The organism is Reichenbachiella versicolor, assembly GCF_003171675.1.
In the GTDB taxonomy this organism is placed as follows: domain Bacteria; phylum Bacteroidota; class Bacteroidia; order Cytophagales; family Cyclobacteriaceae; genus Reichenbachiella; species Reichenbachiella versicolor.
The window spans coordinates 101,878-125,374 of sequence record NZ_QFZQ01000010.1; the positions used below are offsets into that span (position 1 = coordinate 101,878).

Sequence of the window (23,497 nt, forward strand, 5' to 3'; positions counted from 1 at the left end):
TTAGATAAAAAGCAATGGTTTTGTGCACAAAATACAAAGATTGAATTCATTAGAATGATCACTTCGTAATATTAATAGGCAAGCATTTCTACCATAATAGAATTATCCTCGAAGAACATCTCTATGGTAAGAGGTCGGAGTTTATCACCATAGCTTGCTGCAATATCTTGAAGCTGTTTTTCCACTGTTTCTGTATTTGGCATTACTATAGGATGCATAGTAAGGGATGCTTTATAGGTAGTTTCTGCATTTAATTCAATAATATCAAACTCTGCAGGAAGTGCAGACACTTCATTTTCTAAAATCACTCCAAAAAAATGAGCCACCTCATTACCTTGAAGAGTATCATTTTTAAAATCGACCATACATAAGATACCTTGTAATTCGCCTAGCTCTACTTGCTGTTTAAGAGTATAGAAAACTTCGCTTTCTTTTTTTCTGACATTTTCACCAATCACCCATTTTCCTGCTATACTATGTTTACTACCACTTGACTTTCCTGCTTTTACATCATTAAAGCCTCCAAGGTTAAAGTATATAACAAATAATATTACCGTGATTGATATAAAGGATATGCCCCAGTAGAGGTATTTTTCTTTGGTAGTGCTCAGTGCCATTTCGGAGGATTTTGTCAAAAATAATTCAGAATATTCCAAGAATCAATGACAAATTAACAAGGTTCGTTAGTTAACTAAATCATTTACAAATTCCCAAACTAAACTGGATTCGTAACCTTTATAAATCATACTTCGAGATATTTTTTCTCGCCTTTTAAAAACATTAGTTTCTTTTTCTGTGAAAGCTTTTTTTTCGATCAGAATAGCGAGTGTTGATTTATACTCACTATCATCGATTTCTTCCATCCCTTTTTTAATACAATATTTGGAGATGTGATGTTCTTTTAACCCCATCAAGATTCGATTTCGCCCCCATTTTTTTACACGAAACTTACCTCCGACATAAGATTTAGCAAACCTTTCCTCATTGATAAACCCTTCAATAATCAGATCTGTCAAGACTTCATCTACTTCATCCTTCCAAAGCCCCAGGTCATATAGTTTTTTTTTTACTTCTTTCTGAGACCGTTCCTGATAAGCACAATAGTTGGCAGCTTTTAATTTTGCCTGCTTAGGGGTTAATCGTTTTTTATCGAGCCGCTCTTCCATCATTCTAATTTAGAAAATTAGACTATAAAAAAACACCTCTAAAAAATGGAGGTGTTTTTAATCTCTTTAGGGTATTAGCTTATTCAGATACGAAACCCTTCCTTTTTAAGATGGTTTCTAAGAATTTAACTTCATTCTGGGAATTAAAAATTTTAAAAGGTAAGTGAATCAATTGAGCTTTGTTAATTGTCAGTAAGAAGTAGTCACTACCGACTTTAGCCCTTTTTATTTGTTCCCATTTCATTGGCATCCCTTGCTTACTATTAAGTTTGATCAAAATTTGTTGACTTGTAATTTCATAACTCAATTTTTCGAACATAAACTTCCCTTGCTCTAGTTGAGATATTCCATAAAACTGAATCAGCCAAAATAATATGTAGAGAACTAGAGCTATAGAAGCACCTATTACCCACCATAAATTAGGAACTACGAAATACCCAGCACAAATAGCCAAATAAATCAGCATCACCCACCACTGCTCTTTTATTAAATTGTTGAATGCCAGTTTTACATACTCACCTACTGGCATTTGATATTTTCTAGTTTTTACTACCATTTTATTTTACTGCTTTCAAACTTATGTCCATGCTTTGATACGAATGTGTCAAAGCACCTACTGATATATAGTTGACTCCTGTTTCGGCGATGTCTACAATATTTTTTTCTGTAATTCCCCCAGAAGCTTCTGTTTTACATTTTCCACCTATTATCTCTACTGCTTTCTTCATTACAGAAGGAAGCATATTATCTAGCATAATAACTTCCACACCGCCTGCCTCAAGAGCTAATTTTACCTCATCAAGATTTCTAGTTTCTACTTCAATTTTTAAATTTTTCCCTGTCTCTTCTAAGTATTTTTTAGTTGATTCAATTGCTTTTTTTACGCCTCCAGCATAATCTATATGATTATCCTTAAGCATAATCATATCAAAAAGACCAAATCTATGATTTTGTCCTCCTCCTATTTGAACTGCCCATTTTTCACAAATTCTAAAGTTGGGTGTTGTCTTTCTAGTATCGAGTAATCTAGTTTTGGTGTGACTAATTAATTTTGATATTGTATGAGTGTATGTTGCAATACCACTCATTCTCTGCATGCAGTTAAGAACTAACCTTTCTGCTGTCAAGATGGATCTTGCATTACCAGATACTGTCATCACTATATCCCCTATAGTCACAGTATCACCATCTTCATTGAATATCTCAAGTTTTAGACCGGAGTCTAGTCTATGAAAAATCCACTTAGCAAGCTCTATACCAGCAATTATTCCATCACTTTTCACAAGCATATTTGCTTTTCTCTGAGCTCCTTGTGGAATGGATGATAAAGTAGAATGATCTCCGTCCCCTACATCTTCTCTAAGCGCATTATCAATGAATGCGGCAATTGTCTCTTCGGTCAAATACTCGGTTTTCACGGCGCAAAAATATACAACGGGTTGATATTAAGATCACCTGACCAAAACTTTAATCCTATATCAATGATAAATCGAAAGCAAGTCAGTTAAGAAGCCTTTTCAATCATTCATTTTTTACAGAATTAAGATATGATTAGAAAGGTATTCATTAATGATCTAGCATTAGAAGAAGAGCTAGTAGATAAAACATACCTATCTTATATACAATAATTTATGGTACTTAAAGAAAAGAGTAACTAACTCTTTTCTTTAATCTAATACAATAATTTCAATCCTTCTGTTTTTGGCTCTCTCCTCTTCTTTTTCATTTGGAACCAAAGGCTTAGATTCTCCATATGCTGTAGCCTTGACTCTATGTTCTTCAATACCTTTATATTCTAGGTACTTTTTAACTGTATTAGCTCTCCATTTAGAGATTTTCATATTCTGCTCTTCAGTGCCAATAGCATCTGCATGCCCTTGAATTTCAATATTTACAGACGGATTTTCCTTAAGAGTAGTTACCAAGCTTTTTAAGTTGGCTCTATCCTGATCTTTGAGTCTATAATTGTTAAACTCAAAATAAATGTTCTCAAGTTGAGCCTTATAAGTTCTTCTAAATTTACTGGCAATATTCTCAACCTCTTCATATTCAGGATCTTTAGCTAATGCTCTTGCTTCTGCTTCAGCAGCTAGCCTTTCTTCCTCATCTATTGCTGCAATGACGGATGCGTCTACTAGGAAAGTCTTTTCAAATTTTCCAGACCCATCTAGATCTTCTGGGGCAACAAAAGGTTGAACTCCTAAGTCTCTGTCTTTATATCGCAAAGAGGCCACGTAAGAATTCTCTGCCATTAATACAGCTTCGAATTTACCGTTGTCACTAGACTCGATGTTTGAGCTTACATTTTCTCCTGATGATTTTTTGATATCAACTAATATATTGGCTATCAATGAGTCAGAATCTTCAGCTCTTACATCTGCCAGCAATCTTGTAGTATAGTCCTTTGTAAAGCTGTATATGTCCATTTCCCCAATACCTCCATTTCTATTAGAAACGAAATATCCATTCGTAGGAGTTACCTGTCTAAAATTGATATCATCATCCATCGTATTCATTGGGAATTTTAGTTGGATTGGCTTACTCCATTCTCCAGTTTCTTCATTCAGAATACTTCTAAAAATATCAAACCCTCCTACAGCATTAAACCCCTTAGAACTGAAGTAAAAGTTTTTCCCATCATCAGATAAGAATGGATAATCTTCATCTTCGAATGAAAGTATATTCTCAGAAAACAAAATTGGTTTGGTCCATTTACCATCTTCCTTTCGTTCAATCTTGAATATGTCCATATCATTTGGTTTATCTCTTCGTCTACTAGCGAAAATCACCAAATCATGCTCTTTATTGATATAGAAATGTCCATCAAAGTGTCTAATACTTGTCTTTTCAGCTTTCTCTACTCTCAGAGTATCATTATTGTCTACCTGCGTGTTGATTAAATCAATCAAATAATGACCGCTAAAGTAGAAAATATCATCATCTCCAGGGGGCTGCTCGATTTGTGGGTGTCTTGGATGAAATTCTGAAAAAGTAGTATCTACTTCTGCTTTTGACCATTTCTCCCCTTGCTTCTTCGATGTGTAAACATGAAACTTCTCTTTTTTATCATCCGAATGTCTTTCAGTCACGAACATCAGCTCTGATTGTTGATCTATATATAGTGGACTATAGTCTGACGCTTCAGAGTTAATTTCAGATGGTAATGCTGTTATTTGAAAACTCCCAACATCTTGATGATAGGCTTTTGCTTGCTTTGCCCATTCTGTCAAAAAATCGATTTCTTCAATAATCTCTGGACTTTTATAAGCCCTGATATTTCTGAACTTTGTCCAAGAATCTATTGCATTGGTAAACTCATACCTTTTAAAATATACTCTTCCCAACCAGTATTGATAAAATTTATCATCTTTCCCTCCTTTTTTTGAATGATCTAATAGTTGATCTACAGGCTTAGAAGTATAATCTGTTAGTAATGAACAAATTTCCATATGGTACAGAGCTCTTTCTGTAAGCTCATATTTCTCAGATTCTTTGTGGTACTCCTTGAGGGCTTCTTCAAATAGTTCTTTATAGAAATAATGGTCTGCTTTTTTGAAAACTTTATGATTTTTGTCCTGCGCACACAGGATCATACTTGCACAAAGTGCGCAAGTCAACAGGATAAGTTGCTTCATCGGGATAATAATTTTGGTAGTCTAACTACCTAATAATACATGGAACAAGATATAAAATTAAATAAGATATTTCGGTCAGTCAAATGAATACAGAACTCTGATTGATATTTATAGTTCTTTATTTATCAAACCGTTACCATTGAATAAGTGCCGATGCCCAAGTAAACCCGCTACCAAATGCAGCTAGACAAACTAGGTCTCCTTTTTGAATTTTACCTTCTTCAAATGCTTCACTCATAGCAATAGGTATGGAAGCTGCTGTTGTATTCCCATACTTTTGAATATTATTGTAAACTTGATCACTTGAGAGCATCATCTGTTTTTGGATGAATTGGCTTATCCTTAGGTTCGCTTGATGTGGAACCAATAGGTTTATGTCCTTGGCACTAAAATCATTTTTATCCAGTGCTTCATTTATTACTTGTTGAAAACGTATTACTGCATTTTTGAAAACAAAATTCCCATTCATATAAGGAAAATGAGATGATTCGTCGGGATCATTTCTTTCAATATATTTATCTACCCAATCAGTCGTACTAGGACCAATAAGTGCAAGTTCTTCAGCATGCTGCCCCTCTGAATGCAGGTGAGTCGATAATATTCCTATATCTTTTTCATCTGTTGCTTGGAGTACAGCAGCACCTGCTCCATCTCCGAAAATCACAGATACATTTCTTCCTCTTGTAGTCATGTCAAGTCCTCCACTATGCACCTCACTCCCTATAACCAAGATCGTTTTATACATACCAGTTTTAATAAACTGATCAGCTACTGAGAGACTATAAATAAATCCTGAACATTGGTTTCTTACATCTAATGCTCCGATTTCTTTTTTAATACCTAGTTGTTTTTGAACCAACACACCAGGCCCAGGAAAGTAATAATCAGGACTCAAAGTTGCGAAAACTATGAAGTCAATATCATTAGCAGTAATACCAGCCTTTTCTATTGCTATTTTGGCGGCTGCAGATCCCATTGATGAAGTAGTATCTTTCCCTCCCACTTTTACATGACGACGTTCTTTGATTCCTGTCCTCTCTTGAATCCAGGCATCATTGGTATCCATAAGTTTTTCTAGGTCTTGATTGGTTACTACTCTATCTGGAACATAGTGCCCTAGACCAGTAATTCTCGATTGTTTCATTTTTGAAGGTTATATACTCTTAATTTTGAACTACAATTTCAATTCTTCGATTTAGTTCTCTTCCATCCTTTTCGTCATCATTTGATGCCAGTGGTTTACTCTCTCCATACCCTTTTGAAAATATCCTATCTTCTTTTAGCCCATTTTCAAGTAAATAGGACTTTACTGAATTCGCTCTTTGCTTAGACAGCATCATATTCATCTTATCGTCGCCAATATTATCCGTGTGACCTCCAATTTCAATATTTACAGATGGATTCTCTTGTAATGTAAGGAGTAATGGTCTTAATTTTTCCTTATCCCCTTCTTTCAAGTTATACCTTTCAAAATCAAAGTAAATGTTTCTTATAACCGCTTTGTTAGTCAATCTGAATTTACTAGCAATTTTGTCAAGCTCCTCAAAATTGGGATCAACAAGCTCTTGTTCAAATTGATCTTTCTCTGTTATCATCCTTTTGGACTTTATGACAAAAGATTTTTCAAGACGATCACCATTCTCAGGGACTTCAAAGGTTCCGCTTAAAAGCTCATTATCGCTTTGTTTTATTTGTATAGAATAAGTTTGATTATTGAACAGAGCTACTTCAAAGAACCCTTTATCATTTAACGAAATACCTTTGACTACTGGGTTTTCATACATATCCTGTATATAAATTAAGATGTTATCAGGAACCTTCTTATCGTCATCTACCACTTTAGCTACAAGTTTTACAATGTCAGCTTCGTTATAATGATATATGTCAAATCCACCTACAGAGCCATATCTGTCTGATACGAAATATGCTTCCGTTTCATTAGTGTCTACCCTAAATTGAATATCGTCGTCTATTGTGTTAATGGGATATTGAAGTTGGATAGGTTTTGACCATTTCTTTGATTTAGCATCGAATGTACTTTTAAAAAGATCATACCCTCCTGCTGAATTAAATCCCTTGGAACTAAAATATAATGTTTTGCCATCTTCTGTAAGATAAGGGTAATCCTCGTCCATAGTTGAAGTGATGTTTTCTGAGAACAGTAAGGGTTTCGTCCAAGTTCCATCAGACTTTTTGTCAATTCTGAAAATATCTAGATCATTAGGTGCTGATCTTTTTCTAGTAGCATATAGTATTAAATCATGAGCTTTGTTGATATAAAAATGGCCTTCAAATTTCCGAATACCCGTTTTCTCTTTGTATTCTACAGGCTTAGACCAATTGTCGCCAACATTTTCAGAATAGAATAAGTGTACTTTATACTGTCCTTTGAAAAAAAACAAGTCTTCGTCTCCAGGAACATGTTCGATTTCAGGATGTTCTTTATCGAAATGTCCGAAGTTGTCATACTTTTCGGCAGAAGTCCATTTATATCCATCTTGTTTTGACTTATACACATGTAGATCATCTTTGTTTTCATTAGTAGGACGATCCGAAACAAAAATTAATTCTTCTGATGGGGCAAAGAATAAGGGGCTGTATTCTGAGTATTTTGAGTTAATGGATTTTGACAATCTCCTTATTTGATAGCTCCCAACTTTTTGATAGAATTTATTAGCAGTTTGAGCCCTATCAATAAACATTTTTGTTTCTTCTATTATCTCTTTACTCTTATATACTCTGACTTTTTGAAAGGCTTTCCAAGCTTTTTCTGCTTTGATAAACTCATACCTATTATAATAAACTCTGCCTAACCAGTAATAAAAGAATTTATCCTTTTTGCCAGATGTCTTCTTGAATTGTAATAGGGCGTCAATTGGCTTTGATCCAAAATCAGTCAGAAGAGAGCAAATCTCCATGTGATATAGAGCCCGATCAGAAAATGTGTGATGTTTACCTATTTTTTGGTATTCAAGTAAAGCTTCTTTCAGCTTTTCTTTGTAAAATATTTTATCAGCTTTTTTGAATGGCTTATGATCACCCTGCTGAGCATCTGCACTCACTGATACTATTACTAGAATAATTACTAGTGTAAATAGCCGTCTCATCAATTAATAGATTTGGTTGTACAATAACTAATGAGCTGGCTGTACCTAAATCTACTAAGAATCTACGATCATTCAAATAGTGTATAGTTACCTAATTGATCTACTTGAGCGTGTGGTTCGATGAGTTCTTTTCGGTTGTATTTGGGATTAGTGATCATAGAAGATACCGAATAGTTGATTAGCTCTTTATGAATATCTTCTTTCATGATGATGTCAACAAGTTCATCGATTGTAGAATAATCATCTATGAATTTCTTTTCATCATCTTTCTTTATCAGTACTGGAGTTAAATTGCCAAACTCTACATTTCCAGTGCTATTCGGCTTTATCAGGATCTTAAAAGTCTTCTTGATTTTACCATCAATATCCTCGTATTCTTCCCAAATCCCAACCATACTCACTATTTGCATCTCGGGATGTTTAAAGTAGTGAGGAACTTTACGTTTCTTGCCATACTGTTTCCAAGCGAAGAATCCATTACAAGGAATAATACACCTACTCTTGACAAGTGCATTTTTTATTGAGTTCTTTTTGAGAACAGTGTCTATTGGAATACTTAGTAACTTAGGAGAAACGGTCTTATTGTTTGCCATTTCAGATATGATTGCCCAGTTAACAAATGTAATTTCCTTGGAGTTAGTGTGAGTAATTACAGGCAATGACTGAGAAGGCGAAGCGTTAAAGTTCGGAATCATAAATTCCTCTTCTCCTGTGAGCCCATATCGCTCAGTTATTTCTTGGAAAGTGGAGTGTATGGCGTACCGATCGATCATAGTCTGTCTTGCAAGGTGATGAAACGTAGTGCTCTTTCTTCTGACCAGAATACATTATCCTGTCCAAAAGTGTAAAAACCTACATGACCTCCAAATTTAGGCATCTCGAAGTAAACATTCTCGGAACTCTTGAAATAACTTGGATCTAAGCAGCTATCTGAAAGAAACGGATCGTTTTTAGCGTTAATGACAAGGGTAGGTATTTTGATCTTATCAATAAATGATATCGAACTATTAGATGCATAATAATGATCAGCTCCATCAAAACCATGCAATGGGGCCGTAACTAAATCATCAAATTGAAATAGCGAATTGAACTTTATTTTTTTTAAGTGGGGTAATATATGTGGCATTTGTTCTCGCTTTCTCGTGGTTTTTTCAGTCAGTGAAATCAAAAAACGTCTAGCATAAAAAGCATTTTTAGGAGAATCTATTTGATTTGAGCATCCCGCAAGATCTAATGGAACCGAAATTGCAACTGCAGATTTTAAATTTTCCGGATAGCTGTATTCTCCTAAATACTTTAAAGTTAAATTTCCTCCTAGACTAAAGCCTATAACAGAAACTGTTTCATAATTTTTGGCACACACATAACTTACAATAGTCTCTAAATCATAAGTGGCACCACTATGATACATTCTTGCAACTTTATTTAATTCTCCTCCACACCCTCTAAAGTTCCAAGCATAAACATTATACTCTTCTCTTATAAATCTATTGACCATTCCAAGTACATATGGTCGTTCGCTATCTCCCTCTAATCCATGAGAAATAATGACTGCTTTGCGTGAACTAGTATTATATTCATCTACCAATAAAAAATCATCATCAGGGGTTTTGACTTTTACTCGGCTCTTTCTTATTAAAAGATTGAATTTTCGGGTAAGTGAGGGAATTACTGTTTCTAAATGAGCATTACAAAGTAAACTGGGACGACGATAAGAGGAACCTTTAATTAAGGGCATTTATATAAAGAAGTTACAGAAGCTTTAAAAAGACAAGCTAATGATATTAGACAACATAAGTCTCAGACTAACAGATTTACCGAAAGATTAGTTTGTCAAAAGTCGCTTTTAAAACTAATTTAGCGGCTCGATTTTTTAATCACTTATTAATATGGCGGAAGTAATTAAGATGCCTAAGATGAGCGACACCATGGAAGAGGGTGTAATCGCGTCTTGGCTTAAGAAAGTAGGAGATCAAGTAAGTTCTGGTGATATACTAGCTGAAGTAGAGACTGATAAGGCTACTATGGAATTAGAATCATATGAAGACGGTACTTTACTTTACATAGGTGTAGAGGAAAAAGCTGCTGTTCCAGTAGACGGTGTAATAGCTATCATCGGTGATGCTGGAGAAAATGTAGATGACTTGATTGCAAGTATTAAAAGTGGAGGAGCTGCACCTGCAGAAGCACCAACTACGGCAGCAGAGTCTACTCCGGCTCCAGCAGCAGTACCTGCGGCTGAATCTATTGATACTTCTGGCATCAATGCAACGGTCATCAAAATGCCTAAGATGAGTGATACTATGACTGAAGGCGTAATTGCTGCATGGGTGAAAAATGTTGGTGATTCAGTAGCATCCGGCGATATACTCGCTGAAGTAGAGACTGATAAAGCTACAATGGAGCTTGAATCTTACGAAGATGGTGTTCTATTGTACACCGCTGTAGAAGCTGGGAATGGTGTGCCAGTAGATGGTGTTATTGCTATTATAGGTGAAGCTGGAGCGGATTACGAGACTTTATTGAAGGCTGAAGAGGCCAAAAGTGCTGTACCTGCACCTACTACTGAAACTGCTGAGACTCCGGCAGTTCAAACAGAAGCTCCCAAAGCAGCCACTCCCTCTCCAGTTCCTGCGGCGACTCCTGCAAAAACTTCTAACGGAAGAGTAATTGCTTCTCCTTTGGCTAAAAAATTAGCAGCTGAAAAAGGGTATAATATCGCACAAATACCTGGTTCTGGTGATCATGGAAGAATTATTAAAAGAGATGTTGAAGCATATGTTCCAGTTGCTGCACCTGCGACAGGTGGATCAGTTGCAGGATCTGCAATGGCTGAAAGCTTTGAAGATATTCCAGCTTCTCAAATGAGAAAGGCTATCACTAAGAGCTTGAATGCTTCTCAATTCGGTGCTCCGCACTTCTACTTGACTATGGAAATAGACATGGACAAGACTATCGAGGCGCGTAAGAGTATCAATGAAACAGCTGATGTTAAAATCTCTTTCAACGACATAGTCGTAAAAGCCGTAGCTGCTGCATTAAGAAAGCATCCAGATGTAAATTCATCTTGGGTCAGCGACACTAATTCAATAAGAATGAACCACCATGTAAGCGTTGGAGTAGCAATGGCTATTGAAGACGGATTAGTGGTTCCTGTTGTGAAGTTTGCAGATACTAAGTCTCTTTCTGATATCTCTAAAGAGGTAAAAGAGTTCGCAGGTAAGGCAAGAGATAAGAAGCTTGGACTTGATGAGATGCAAGGAAACACCTTTACAGTATCTAACTTGGGTATGTTTGGAATTGATCAGTTCACTTCCATTATCAATGCACCGGAATCATGTATTTTGGCTGTAGGAGGAATTAAACAAACTCCTGTGGTCAAAGATGGTCAGATTGTTCCCGGAAACATCATGAAAGTTACTTTGACTTGTGATCATAGAACAGTTGATGGAGCGGTAGGAGCTGCATTCCTTCAAACTCTGAAAGGATTCATTGAAGATCCAGTTAGAATTTTGATCTAAGCTTTAGGTTGAGAATCTCTTAAAAATACATTGAGGCTGTTTCAAGTGTGTCTGCTTTTGAAACAGCCTTTTTTCTTTTTCGTTGGTACTATCCAAAAAACGAAGTTCTTATGTCAGAAATGCCAAAAATAAAATCTACTACCGTATGTGCCATTCGTCATAATGGCGAAGTAGCTATAGGTGCTGATGGTCAAGCTACTCTTGGGAATACAGTTGCTAAAAACAATGTCAAAAAGATCCGAAAGCTGCAAGAGGGAAAGATTGTGACAGGTTTTGCAGGTTCGACTGCTGATGCCTTTACATTATTGGAAAGGTTTGATGAAAAGTTGAGCACTTATGGAGGAAATATGAAAAGAGCAGCTATCGAATTGGCCAAAGATTGGAGAATGGATAGATATCTTCGAAGATTAGAGGCTATGATGATAGTGGCTGATAAAGAAGAAATCTTGGTTATTTCTGGTACTGGTGATGTCTTAGAGCCAGATAATGAAATTGCGGTGATTGGATCTGGAAGTATGTACGCTCAGTCTGCAGCTTTAGCTTTGAAGAAACATGCCACACAAATGACGGCAGAGGAAATGGTAAGAGAGAGTTTAAATATCGCCGCTGATATTTGTATTTATACCAACCATAATTTGATAGTAGAAAAAGTTTAAGATGAGCGAAGTCAAAAAAATAGCCCTAAATGACCTCCATGAATCTCTTGGTGGTAAGATGATTCCATTTGCTGGCTATAATATGCCTGTTAGGTACACCTCAGACAAAGAAGAGCATATATGTGTTCGTGAGGGAGTTGGTGTCTTCGATGTATCCCATATGGGAGAATTTGTCATTGAGGGACCTGAAGCACTTTCTCTCATTCAAAAAATCACTTCAAACGATGCTTCTAAATTAGTAGATGGTCAAGCTCAGTATTCTTGCTTCCCAAATGAAAGTGGGGGTATAGTAGATGATCTTTTGGTATATCGGTTTGAAGAAGGAAAATACATGATGGTGGTTAATGCCTCCAATATCGAGAAAGATTGGGAGTGGGTAAATCAACACAACACGAATGGAGCTACTATCAGAAATGTATCTGACCATTTTTCATTATTCGCAGTTCAAGGCCCTAGAGCAATTGAGGTATTGCAGAAATTAACGAATGTTGATCTATCATCTATCAAATATTACCATTTTGTAGTTGGAGAAATTGGCAATGTGTCCAATGTTATTATTTCTGCTACTGGTTATACAGGAGCGGGAGGATTCGAGCTTTATGTCAGTAATACTGATGCAGAGAAACTTTGGAATAAAATTTTTGAAGTCGGTAGTGAGTTTGATATTAAACCCATTGGGCTAGGCGCAAGAGATACACTTAGATTAGAAATGGGATTCTGCCTATATGGTAATGATATTAACGATAAAACTAGCCCGATAGAAGCTGGACTTGGCTGGATTACTAAATTCACCAAGAACTTTACAAATTCTACTAACCTAAAAACACAGAAAGAAGAAGGAGTTTCAAAAAAACTCGTAGGTTTCATTATGGAAGAAAAAGGTATCCCAAGAGGTGGATATGAAATCCTAAATCTTCAAAATGAAGTTATTGGAGAGGTTACTTCTGGTACAATGTCACCCAGTATGAACATCGGAATAGGTCTTGGGTATATAGACATAAATTCAACATCACCTGACACGGAAATTTTAATACAGGTTAGAAAAAAAGCCTTAAAGGCTAGAGTTTCTAAGCTACCACTTTTGAAGCAGTAATTTGAGACCAACAGTAGACGTATGTATGTCGCCCCAATTAATCGATTTGTATGACCTTGAGGGCAAGATAGTGGTAGTCGTAGATGTATTAAGAGCTACGTCAGTTATGGTAACAGCTTTGGCATATGGTGCAAAAAACATTTTACCTGTAGCAACACTCGAAGAGGCCAAGCTTCACTTAGGAAATAGAGATAGTATCTGCGCAGCTGAACGAGGAGGTGATAAAGTAGAAGGTTTCCCTTATGACAATTCTCCATTTAGTTATATGTGTGATAATGTTAAAGATAAGTGCTTAGTAATGACTACTACTAATGGTACTCTAGCTATAACTAAATCTAGAACAGCTGAAGATGTTATCATTGGAGCATTTATAAACATTAAGGCGGTAGCTAATTACATTATTAAGAAAAATCAGGATGTAATTATTCATTGTGCTGGGTGGAAAGGCAAAACCAATATGGAAGATACTCTTTTTGCTGGAGCCCTGATGGATTTACTAAAGGGCACACATGACATGGCATGTGATACTCCGCACATTGCAATGAACTACTTTGAGTCTGTTCGTTTAAGCCTCAAAGAAACTATCAAAAACTCCGCACACGCTAAGCGATTAAACAAATTGAGTATTGAGAAAGACATTGAATTTTGTGCTACTTTAGATGAGTTTTCAGTAGTTCCAAAGCTAGAGGGAGATAAGTTGATTCCGGTACATATGAGCTAAATTAATTATCTACCTCTACCAACTTAAATCCTTGACCATGTACTGTTAAAATATGAATAGCCTCTTCTTCTTTTAAGTATTTTCTAAGTTTAGCAATATAAACATCCATACTACGTGCATTAAAGTAACTATCATCTTTCCAGATGGCTTTTAATGCTATATTTCTGTCTAGAGTACTATTCATATTATCACATAAGATTTTTAATAACTCATTTTCTCTAGAAGTGAGTTTAACGTCTCCAGAAGGTTTTTGGAGTAAACTTTTGTCGTAATGAAATGTCAATTGCCCTAATTGAAATTTTTGAGTATCTAGCTTATCCGCTCCATTCGTCGAAGTTCTTTTTAAAATAGCTTGAATCCTCAAGATCAATTCTTCCATACTAAATGGCTTAGTCAAATAGTCATCTGCACCTATTTTAAGTCCTTTTATAGTATCTTCTTTCATCGACTTAGCCGTCAAAAAAATAATGGGAATATTTGTATTGATCTCTCTAATTTCTTGAGCCAGCGTAAACCCATCTTTCTTTGGCATCATGACATCTAAAATGCAAAAGTCGAATTTCTCCTGATTGAAGGCTGTAAAACCTGCTTCACCATCAGTACAAAGCTTCGTTTCAAAGCCTTTGAGTTCTAGGTATTCATTTAAAATCTGCCCTAGATTAGGATCATCTTCTACAATTAGTATTCTAGTCATTGTCATCTACTTTTAGATACGGAATTTTGAGAATAAAAGTACTTCCTTTTGATATTTCACTTTTAGCTTCGATATGTCCACCATGAGCCTCTACCATACTTTTAACATAAGCAAGACCCAAGCCAAACCCTTTAACATCGTGCCGATTTCCTGTAGGCACTCTATAAAATTTCTCAAAAACCCTAGCTAGATGTTCTTTGCTCATCCCTATTCCTTGATCCTTTACTGAGATATATAAGTGTTCAGATCTATCATAAGTCTCCACCTCAATTTTTGGTTCGTAAGTAGAATATTTATTAGCATTATCCACCAAGTTGTAAATCATATTTGTCAAGTGCATTAAATCAGCCCTTACAACTTTTTTAACAGCATTGAATTTTGTAGATACTATTCCAGATTTACTGGTAATCTGAATACTAATACTTTCAAGAACATTGGTAATCACTTCATGAACATCTACAGATTCTAGTTTTAGTTCAAAATCGTTTTTATCAATAACAGCCATCTGTAGCACTTTTTCCACTTGTTTTCCAAGTCTATTATTTTCATCATCGATAATCTTAAGATACTTAAATGTTAAAGCTGCTGACCCTTGAATATCTTTATCTTGTAAAGCTTCACAAGCTAAAGACACAGTAGAAATAGGAGTTTTAAATTCATGAGTCATATTATTGATGAAATCATTTTTGATCTCTGAAAGCTTCTTTTGCTTAAAAATTGTATGAATTGCATACCAAAAACATGCTAGAATAATGGCTATGAAAAGCACGGAAGAGGATAGAGTCCACCAAATTTTACCTACAATAAAGCTAATCTGATCTGGAAAGTATATAGACACATACCCAGCTTCTCCCAATACATCGTTTGGAAAAAGGTATGCTTTCATTTCAGAGGAGAGTACTTCCTCCACTGATTTAACACGTTCTTGATAAATAATCTCCTTAGAAACGGGATCGAATACAACAAACTGATAGTCAATATCTATCCCACGATCTTCCAAGTGGCTTCTAATCAAAGAATCTAACTCATCAAACTTAACCCGTTCTTCTAATGTTCGTTCCTTCGAAAATAATCGGTGCATAGCTAGCTGAACGTACTCAGACTTTTTGGCTATCTGGTCAAGTTTCTTTTGATATACTTTCCGATTAGTGATGATAGTATCTTTTTGTTCTATTTCAAGTTTTGTAGAAGTTGAAGGTTTTATGTCATCCCTAATACGAATAGAAACATCTTTTAAATTCCCTTCTTCCTCACTGTTGAAATAGAAACTTAACCAATCAGGAGTACTATCCGCATACTGCAAATAATCCTTTATTTCAATTACCTTTTTTTTGAAAGTACTTTCAACAAGCTCTATTTTATTTGAATCACTACTTGAAAGACTTTTATATATAAACTCGGTATGAAAATTATCGATAGTCACTTCAAGGGCTTCTTGTTTTTCAAGCTTAGCCGTAACAGCATTTAGCGCTTCTTGTACATCACCTTTAAATGCATCGTTGTTGGCTTGAATTATATTACCAACCCAGTGAATTTGAAAAGAAACTAAGCCAACTAAGGAAACACCAACAAAAAAGATAAGAAGTCTAATTGAGTACTTGTTCATTACCTCCAAAAGTACGTATGAATACACCTACCAGACATGAATTTAACTTTTTTTAACCCTACTGAATGAGCACAAAAAAAGGTCTCTATAAGACCTTTATATTTTAAAACGTTCCTTCGAACTGTTTTAAGAACCTTACATCATTTTCTGAGAAGAGCCTCAAATCATTAATTTGATACTTGAGCATTGTTATTCTCTCTATTCCCATACCAAATGCGAAGCCTGTATATTCTTCAGGGTCTATACCACAGCTCTTGAGTACATTAGGATCAACCATACCACAGCCCCCTATTTCTACCCAAGTTGTTCCTTTACAAACGTTGCAACCCTTTCCTCCACAAATGAAGCAGCTTATATCTATTTCAGCACTTGGTTCGGTGAATGGAAAATAAGACGGTCTGAATCTTACTTTAGTATCTGCCCCAAAAAGCTCACGAACGAAATGATAAACTGTATCTTTCAAATCTTTGAAACCTACATTTTTGTCTACATAAAGCCCCTCCACCTGATGAAAGAAACAATGTGCTCGAGCAGAAATAGCTTCATTTCTATATACACGACCAGGCATAATTGATCGAAAAGGAGGTGTATTTCCTTCCATTAATCTAGCCTGTACATTTGACGTATGAGTCCTCAAAACCTTATCAGGCCCCTTTTCTATAAAAAAAGTATCCTGCATTTCTCTTGCTGGGTGGTTTTCGGGAAAGTTTAAAGCAGTGAAATTGTAGAAATCCTCTTCTATTTCAGGGCCACTTGCTACATTAAATCCCATTCTTTCAAATATCTCAATGATCTTATTACGAGTAATTGTCAATGGATGAATACTACCTGTCTCTCCGGGTATATTTGGTAAGGTCATATCGACAACCTCACTCATATCTGGACCAGCACTATCCAGTGCGTCAACCAATGTTTGGAACTTCTCTTGTGCCTGATTCTTTAATTCATTTAACGCCTGACCAAACGCCTTTTTCTGCTCATTAGGAACATTTCTAAAATCATTAAACAACTCTGAGACTACACTCTTCTTGCTTATAAATTTCATTCTGAATTGCTCCAACTCATCCCTTGTAGATGCTTTGGCATCTTGCAACAACTTTTTGTATTCTTCTACTTTTTCAAACATAGCGTCTGGATTTAGACTGCGAATTTACAAGGAGTCAGCGAGAGAATGATAAAAAACTAAGCTTTTGCTAACGTAGTTAATTTAGAAATTATCCCTCTGAGGAAAAAAGAGTTCCAGAACGGGTTTGTTCTGGAACCTAGCAACGCATGGAAAAGTTAATTAAAAAGTAAATTAGATGGGCAAATCTGCTCCTGACTCACTTACGAATCCTGCCAAAAACTTACAGATCCTGCCAAAAATTCAATTTTTTAAAAGTTTTTAATTACCTGAGTCTCGCTGCCACGTAAGCTGTAGTCCAAGCAGCTTGAAAATTATAACCTCCTGTGATACCATCTATATCAAGTATCTCTCCAGCAAAGTAAAGACCCGATACTTCTTTACTCTGCATAGTCTTTGCGTCAATACTATCCCATGCGATTCCCCCACAAGTCACGAACTCCTCTTTAAATGTCGTTTTACCTTTAACATCATATACATCATTAGTCAAAGTGTTTAATAGTTTATTGATCCCTTTTTTACCTAATTCAGACCATTTTTTTTTAACTGGTAAATTAGACTTACTGATTATGTACACCCATAGTTTTTCTGTCACACCGAAAGGTTTATAATTAAGCAATTGCTTGTTGGGATTACCTTTTACTATCTGATTCAAGTTTTCAGAAACCTCCTCAAAACTCAAGCCTCCAGTCCAGTTAATTTGTATTTTAAAAAGGTAATCCTTAATAGCTAAATCTCTTGCCCCAAATGCCGAAAGTTTCAATATCGCTGGACCACTAAATCCCCAATGGGTAACAAGAAGTGGCCCAGTAGCTTTAAGTTTTGTACCCTGCACTGAAACTTGAGCATTCTTACAAACCGAACCTTGTAACTTTCTTAAAGACCAGTCATCAATATTAAAGGTAAATAATGATGGAACTGGATCTGAAATTTTATGACCTAGACTATACAGCCATTTCAGCCCTTCTACTTTTGGAGATCCTCCAGTTGCTACTATTACTTTGTCGTATTTTTCTTCTTCCTCGTTTACTACTAATGTGATTGCCATATTACTTTCTGTAATAATTTGACTAACTGCAGCACTAGTGCGTATTTTCACTCCTAACACATCTGTCTGCGACCGAAAACAATCGATAATAGTTTGAGAGCTGTCAGATATTGGAAATACTCTACCATCTGACTCCTCCTTCAGTAATACCCCTTTTTCTGCAAACCATTTCTGTACCTCGACATTACTAAATTCCCTGAAGAGTTTTTTGAGTTTATTCGCTCCTCTAGGATAACCTTTTACAAGTTCCAGAATAGTTTTTGCACCATTTGTCACATTACATCTTCCGCCTCCAGATACTTTTACTTTAGCCAAGGTCTTTTTACTCTTCTCCAGAATTTGCACTTTGGCTTCAGGGTAATTTTCCACAACCTGGATGGCCGCAAAAAAACCCGCGGCCCCTCCTCCTATAATAGCTACTTTCATGCTCAAAGTTCTATGAATAAAAGCTGGAATAAAACTCAACTAACAAAGAGCTGATTATAAACTATTTGAATTAAATTTTAAGAGTTTTAACGCCAATGGAACGATTTTCATTTAGCCTCCGTTTAGCAAATAAACATATGAACAAAGACATGAAACATTTCAATCAACTAATCGCAGCGCTATTCATATTTATTGTTTCTCTTTCAGGATGTATAGAAGAAGACTCTGAAGAAATGATGGAAACTGAAATGCAAGATTCCAACAATGTCAATGATCAAAATGATCAACAAGGAACGGATACAGGATCCGAAGACATGACAGATGATGATAGCACAAATAATAACGATGACAACAATTCTGATGAAGATGACAACACAGATAACCCATCAAGCTTAGGAGCTGCTCCTGAATTTAGTCTTACATCTGTAAATGGAGGAACAGTAAGTTTATCTGATTTTTCAGGTGACCCTTTAATTATCTTTTTTTTCGGTAATAGTTGCCCTAATTGTATTAGTGCTGGCCCTGACATTGAATCTCAATTGAATCAAAAATATGCAGGTAGTAATGTTGCACTAATAGGAATAGACACTTGGGGAGGTAGTAATACTAATTCAGTTGGATCTTTTCAGAAAAGCGCAAAAGTGACCTTCGACCTCTTACTCAATGGTTCATCAACAGCAAGCAACTTTGAATCTAGATACGACAGACTAGTTGTGGTAGATGGAAAGGGAGACATTGTTTTCAAGGGGTCTCGAAACGCAATAAATGACATTAACAACGTAATTTCTACAATCAACAAGCTATAACATTCACATGAAAAACTTATTTCTTATACTTATTCTAACAGCCTTTTCTATAACTTATTTGACTAGCTGTACAGAAGATTCGGAAGACAATAATCTTCCAGACACCAGTACTAATGGTTCCACAGCCCCAGCATTCACTTTGACATCCGTGGATGGAGGAGAATCAAGTCTTTCAGACTTTAATGGTTCGCCGGTTATTATATTCTTTTTTGGAGATGAATGTCCACTTTGTAAAGCTGCTGCTCCAAGTATTGAATCTGAACTTGCTCAAAAATATAAAGATACTGACGTGGCTATAATTGGGATTGATACATGGAATGGAACTCGAAGTTCTGTGGCTAGTTTTAGATCATCTACAGGAGTAAGTTTTGATTTACTCTTAAATGGAAGTGAGGTGGCTAAAAACTATGGTACTACTTTTGATCGACTAGTTGTAATAGATGCTGAAGGGAATATTGCTTTCAAAGGAAGATCAAGTGCAGACAACGACATAGACAATGTTATTTCGACTATTGAAGGATTATAAAATGAAAAAAATATTTACTACCATAATTGTGGTTTGTGCCTTTGCTACTGTGCAGGCACAAACCATTAAAAACTACACTCTTCAAAACATTGAAAATCAAAGAGTCAATTTACATGACATAAAAGGAGATAAGCTTACGGTCATCGATTTTTGGACGACCTGGTGCAGACCTTGTAAAAAAGCAATTCCTCAACTCAACAAAATATATAAGCAGTATAAAGGAAAAGGAGTACAAGTCATAGGACTAAATAGTGATGGACCAAGAACAGTAGCTAAAGTACCTACTGTTAGTAAAGGGCTTCAGATACAATATCCAATTTTAATAGATATGAACTCAGAAATCATGAATGCTCATAACTTCTCAACTTTCCCAACCTTGGTAATAGTGGATGAAACTTTTAAAATTAAATATATCCATGAGGGTTTTGTACCTGGAGATGAAGAAGAAATCATTTCAGCTATTGAAAAACAACTTACTAAATAAGTACCCTTGAAAAAACTTGCATTATTACTACTTATCTTGAATCTAATAGGTTCTACAATTCCCTTATTGGCTCAACTCAGTGGTCAAAATATTGCTGAATTTAGATATGGAGAAAATCCCGAATTTGATGATTCACAAAATTCTGTATCTATTTACGATAGATTGGTAATTGACTATGATTACAATCAATTTAAATTGGGGTTTACTGTGGAACAATATTGGTCTCAATTTGATGAGCGCAATTACATAGCCCCTAATCAAGTTCGTCTTCAATATAAATCTGATAACTGGGATGTCAAACTTGGAAATTTCTATGAAATATTAGGTAGAGGTACAATGATGCGTGCTTTTCAGGTTCCAGGCGCCGTTTTAGATGATCTTGGAGATAAAACCAGATCATATTTTCATAGAGACTTCGTAGGTGGGTTGGTAAAATATCAGCAAGAAAATTGGTCTGTAAAAGCCTTAGCTGGCCAGCCTCTGCAATACGTTTTCACTCCTTTACAAGATTATGAAATCAGAAGACCTGACTCAGTAGCAGTTGTAGGTGGAGACTACCAACTCAAATCACATAAAGTCGAATATAACATTATGTACTTAACCAATGATGCTGGAGAAAAATACTATTCAATGACCAACTTATCAGGCAAAATCCTTCAAAACCTTAGCTATTACACTGAACTTACATTTGATCACGCTAATGGGATTATTGGTGATAATGAATCTTATGCATGGTACTTCAATTTAAATTATAACATAGGAGCTCTAAGTTTATCTGGTGAATACAAAGACTATAAGAATATAATACTCGGACAAGCAGAAGCGTTTAACGAACCCCCAGCTTTAGTCAAACAACATACTTATAGAACTTTAAACAGGAGTACTCATATACCTCTTCCCACTTACGAGGAAGGTTGGCAGTTAGAAGCTGTATACTTTTTTCCTAATGCTAGTACGCTCACCTTTAATCATGCTGCAGCCATTAATCAACTTGGGGCAGACAACCCTGTGTTCACTGAATATTTCTTAGAATATGGCACTTATATCGGAGAAACATTGGATACTAAGTTCTATATTGACTATTCTAATTCTGAATTTAATGGTGAACTAGATAGATATGGAATTGGATTTGATATTGACTATGCTTTAGATAAGTCAACAATAAATATTGAGTGGGAATACCAGACGTTTGAACGTTTTGGAACTCAAGTCAACAATACATTAGTATCTCTTGGATACAGTAAAGGGTCCAAATTCTCTGCTTCTGTCTTAACAGAATACAGTGATGATGCCAATATCATCGAAGAAAGTCAAGATTTCAAGTTTTGGGTAGGAACTAATGTTAAATGGAAGCCTAGCTTTAAAGACACTTTCTTACTCTTTGCAGGAACTCGTCGAGGTGGACCAGCATGTACATCTGGTGTATGTTATGAGATTCTAGATTTTGAAGGAGTAGAGTTAAGATATACTAGAAGATTATGATTAGTAAGCATTTTCTCTATTAAATAAAATAGACCAGGCAGTTAGAAATACAATTTTAATATCAAACCAAAGACTCCAGTTTTTAACATAGAATCTATCTAGTTTGACCCGACCATACATATCACTAAACCTAGCTGTTTCTCCTCTGTAACCTTTAGCCTGAGCCAATCCTGTTACACCTGGTTTTACTGCATGACGTTGGATAAAACGATCAATTTGTGGAGAAAACTCGTTATTTAATTTTATAGGATGAGGTCTTGGTCCAACAACAGACATATCTCCTAAAAAAACATTTATGAATTGTGGTAACTCATCTAAACTCGTTTTCCTCAAAAATGCTCCAACCTTCGTTACTCTAGCGTCATTCTTTGTTGCTTGCTTTGAATCTGACTCCTTGTTGACTACCATACTTCGAAACTTCCAACATGGAAAAAATTGATTTGATCTTCCATGCCTATTTTGGACAAAGAAAACAGGACCTGAAGATTCGATTTTTATAATTAAACCAATTAAAGGCACTAACCAAGACAATAAGAAAATCATTACCAAACTTGAGAAAATGATATCAAAAGTCCTTTTAATGAACCTATTATACATTTGATCCAAAGGAATTGAACTTACATCCAGTACTGGAATACTTCCATATCTTTGAATCTCTAGGCGTCTATTTGATATTTTACTAAAATCTGAAAGCAGTTTAATCTTAATTAAATGATTTTCAGCAAAATCAACCAATTTCTTTACGTCCTCATCAAATAGTTTTGGCAAGGCGCAAAAAATTACATCAACAGCATTTTCCTTACAATAGTACTCTACATCATCAATTGATCCTGTCACAGCCTCCTGATTAGGATTATGGTCAAAAAAACCTTTGAATATATACCCTATCTCTGGATTAGAACTAAAGTGTCTCTTAAGACTTCTACCTATTGGTCCAAAACCAACAATGATAACATTTCGAATATTATATCCTTTCGTTCTATAAAAACGAAGGATATGCATGAATCCAATTCTCCAACTAAGTACAAAGAATGAGAAAATTAAATACGTATAGAAAAGATGCTCTCTGGAATAAAAATAGGCTCTAGTCGTAGCCCACATAGTGAAAACAACTGCTAGATTGATAGTTAATCCAAGTAGAATCTGTGAAACATAGTCAATTACACTTGTCTCGCGATCTACGTATCCTAGTCTTGTAAAAAAGAAGATTGCAACCCAAGCAACATTCAAAAAGCCAAATAGAAATGGATAACTGTCCCCTTGAAACCACCAGGATTCAAAACGAACATAATTAGCCACAAAAAACCCAATGTTCAAAAACACAAGGTCTAAAAACAAAAATATAGCTGGGAAATATTTTGAAAATCTTCTTTTTTGCATGTCAAGCAATCCGATTGGCGAAT

General features: G+C 35.6%; 22 protein-coding genes. 8 read left to right on the forward strand and 14 right to left on the reverse strand.

Annotation, left to right across the window (positions count from 1 at the left end; genetic code table 11):
* Positions 1-71: 71 nt before the first annotated feature.
* From DKG80_RS18160 to DKG80_RS18200, 9 genes are all read right to left on the reverse strand, one after another.
* Positions 72-617 (reverse strand): hypothetical protein, encoded by a 546-nt coding sequence (locus DKG80_RS18160; RefSeq protein ID WP_109832799.1) that lies wholly within the window; start codon positions 615-617, stop codon positions 72-74.
* 66 nt (positions 618-683) lie between these two features.
* Complete coding sequence (locus tag DKG80_RS18165; protein WP_109832872.1) at positions 684-1,166, reverse strand: regulatory protein RecX; 483 nt, start codon at positions 1,164-1,166, stop codon at positions 684-686.
* A gap of 79 nt (positions 1,167-1,245) precedes the next feature.
* Positions 1,246-1,722 (reverse strand): YcxB family protein, encoded by a 477-nt coding sequence (locus DKG80_RS18170; RefSeq protein ID WP_109832800.1) that lies wholly within the window; start codon positions 1,720-1,722, stop codon positions 1,246-1,248.
* Position 1,723: 1 nt separating this feature from the next.
* Positions 1,724-2,584, reverse strand: coding sequence for a carboxylating nicotinate-nucleotide diphosphorylase (gene nadC, locus DKG80_RS18175; RefSeq protein ID WP_109832801.1), 861 nt, complete (start codon positions 2,582-2,584; stop codon positions 1,724-1,726).
* A gap of 249 nt (positions 2,585-2,833) precedes the next feature.
* Entirely contained in the window at positions 2,834-4,801 is a 1,968-nt protein-coding gene (locus tag DKG80_RS18180) for an OmpA family protein (RefSeq protein WP_109832802.1), read from the reverse strand.
* A 133-nt stretch (positions 4,802-4,934) separates the two neighbouring features.
* Positions 4,935-5,945 carry a 3-oxoacyl-ACP synthase III family protein gene (locus DKG80_RS18185; protein ID WP_109832803.1) on the reverse strand — a complete coding sequence of 337 codons (1,011 nt, stop codon included), beginning with the start codon at positions 5,943-5,945 and terminating at the stop codon, positions 4,935-4,937.
* 19 nt (positions 5,946-5,964) lie between these two features.
* Positions 5,965-7,908, reverse strand: a complete 1,944-nt coding sequence (locus tag DKG80_RS18190) for an OmpA family protein (protein WP_109832804.1) — start codon at positions 7,906-7,908, stop codon at positions 5,965-5,967.
* A gap of 68 nt (positions 7,909-7,976) precedes the next feature.
* Positions 7,977-8,681 (reverse strand): SOS response-associated peptidase, encoded by a 705-nt coding sequence (locus DKG80_RS18195; protein WP_109832805.1) that lies wholly within the window; start codon positions 8,679-8,681, stop codon positions 7,977-7,979.
* Positions 8,678-9,646: a YheT family hydrolase gene (locus DKG80_RS18200; RefSeq protein WP_109832806.1), complete on the reverse strand. Its 969-nt coding sequence runs from the start codon at positions 9,644-9,646 to the stop codon at positions 8,678-8,680. The genes DKG80_RS18195 and DKG80_RS18200 overlap by 4 nt, the downstream gene beginning before the upstream one ends.
* A 151-nt stretch (positions 9,647-9,797) precedes the next feature.
* Between DKG80_RS18200 and DKG80_RS18205 the strand changes: the two genes are divergently transcribed.
* The 4 genes from DKG80_RS18205 (at position 9,798) to DKG80_RS18220 (ending at position 13,899) form a co-directional block, all read left to right on the forward strand.
* Positions 9,798-11,429 (forward strand): 2-oxo acid dehydrogenase subunit E2, encoded by a 1,632-nt coding sequence (locus DKG80_RS18205; protein ID WP_109832807.1) that lies wholly within the window; start codon positions 9,798-9,800, stop codon positions 11,427-11,429.
* Between the two features lie 119 nt (positions 11,430-11,548).
* Positions 11,549-12,085 carry an ATP-dependent protease subunit HslV gene (gene hslV / locus DKG80_RS18210; protein ID WP_109832873.1) on the forward strand — a complete coding sequence of 179 codons (537 nt, stop codon included), beginning with the start codon at positions 11,549-11,551 and terminating at the stop codon, positions 12,083-12,085.
* 1 nt (position 12,086) lies between these two features.
* A complete protein-coding gene (gcvT, locus tag DKG80_RS18215; RefSeq protein WP_109832808.1) occupies positions 12,087-13,178 on the forward strand; it encodes a glycine cleavage system aminomethyltransferase GcvT in 1,092 nt (363 codons plus the stop codon).
* A gap of 25 nt (positions 13,179-13,203) precedes the next feature.
* A complete protein-coding gene (locus tag DKG80_RS18220) occupies positions 13,204-13,899 on the forward strand; it encodes a 2-phosphosulfolactate phosphatase (RefSeq protein WP_109832809.1) in 696 nt (231 codons plus the stop codon).
* 1 nt (position 13,900) lies between these two features.
* Here the strand turns inward: DKG80_RS18220 and DKG80_RS18225 are convergent, their stop codons facing one another.
* From DKG80_RS18225 to DKG80_RS18240, 4 genes are all read right to left on the reverse strand, one after another.
* Positions 13,901-14,599 (reverse strand): response regulator transcription factor, encoded by a 699-nt coding sequence (locus DKG80_RS18225; RefSeq protein WP_109832810.1) that lies wholly within the window; start codon positions 14,597-14,599, stop codon positions 13,901-13,903.
* Entirely contained in the window at positions 14,586-16,199 is a 1,614-nt protein-coding gene (locus DKG80_RS18230; RefSeq protein ID WP_109832811.1) for a sensor histidine kinase, read from the reverse strand. The genes DKG80_RS18225 and DKG80_RS18230 overlap by 14 nt, the downstream gene beginning before the upstream one ends.
* Before the next feature lie 103 nt (positions 16,200-16,302).
* A complete protein-coding gene (gene pheS / locus DKG80_RS18235; protein WP_109832812.1) occupies positions 16,303-17,325 on the reverse strand; it encodes a phenylalanine--tRNA ligase subunit alpha in 1,023 nt (340 codons plus the stop codon).
* A 262-nt stretch (positions 17,326-17,587) separates the two neighbouring features.
* Complete coding sequence (locus DKG80_RS18240) at positions 17,588-18,796, reverse strand: BaiN/RdsA family NAD(P)/FAD-dependent oxidoreductase (protein ID WP_109832813.1); 1,209 nt, start codon at positions 18,794-18,796, stop codon at positions 17,588-17,590.
* Between the two features lie 137 nt (positions 18,797-18,933).
* Here DKG80_RS18240 and DKG80_RS18245 point away from each other — a divergent pair, with 137 nt between their 5' ends.
* Genes DKG80_RS18245 through DKG80_RS18260 form a run of 4 tightly spaced genes read left to right on the forward strand, consistent with a single transcriptional unit; the run spans position 18,934 to position 22,094 of the window.
* Positions 18,934-19,602: a peroxiredoxin family protein gene (locus DKG80_RS18245; protein WP_162555973.1), complete on the forward strand. Its 669-nt coding sequence runs from the start codon at positions 18,934-18,936 to the stop codon at positions 19,600-19,602.
* Positions 19,603-19,609: 7 nt separating this feature from the next.
* A complete protein-coding gene (locus DKG80_RS18250) occupies positions 19,610-20,128 on the forward strand; it encodes a peroxiredoxin family protein (RefSeq protein WP_109832815.1) in 519 nt (172 codons plus the stop codon).
* A 1-nt stretch (position 20,129) separates the two neighbouring features.
* Complete coding sequence (locus DKG80_RS18255) at positions 20,130-20,612, forward strand: TlpA family protein disulfide reductase (protein ID WP_162555974.1); 483 nt, start codon at positions 20,130-20,132, stop codon at positions 20,610-20,612.
* A gap of 6 nt (positions 20,613-20,618) precedes the next feature.
* A complete protein-coding gene (locus DKG80_RS18260; protein WP_109832817.1) occupies positions 20,619-22,094 on the forward strand; it encodes a DUF6029 family protein in 1,476 nt (491 codons plus the stop codon).
* Here DKG80_RS18260 and DKG80_RS18265 read toward each other — a convergent pair whose 3' ends face one another.
* On the reverse strand, positions 22,095-23,474 hold the full coding sequence (locus DKG80_RS18265; protein ID WP_109832818.1) for an undecaprenyl-phosphate glucose phosphotransferase: 1,380 nt from the start codon (positions 23,472-23,474) through the stop codon (positions 22,095-22,097).
* Between the last annotated feature and the right edge of the window lie 23 nt (positions 23,475-23,497).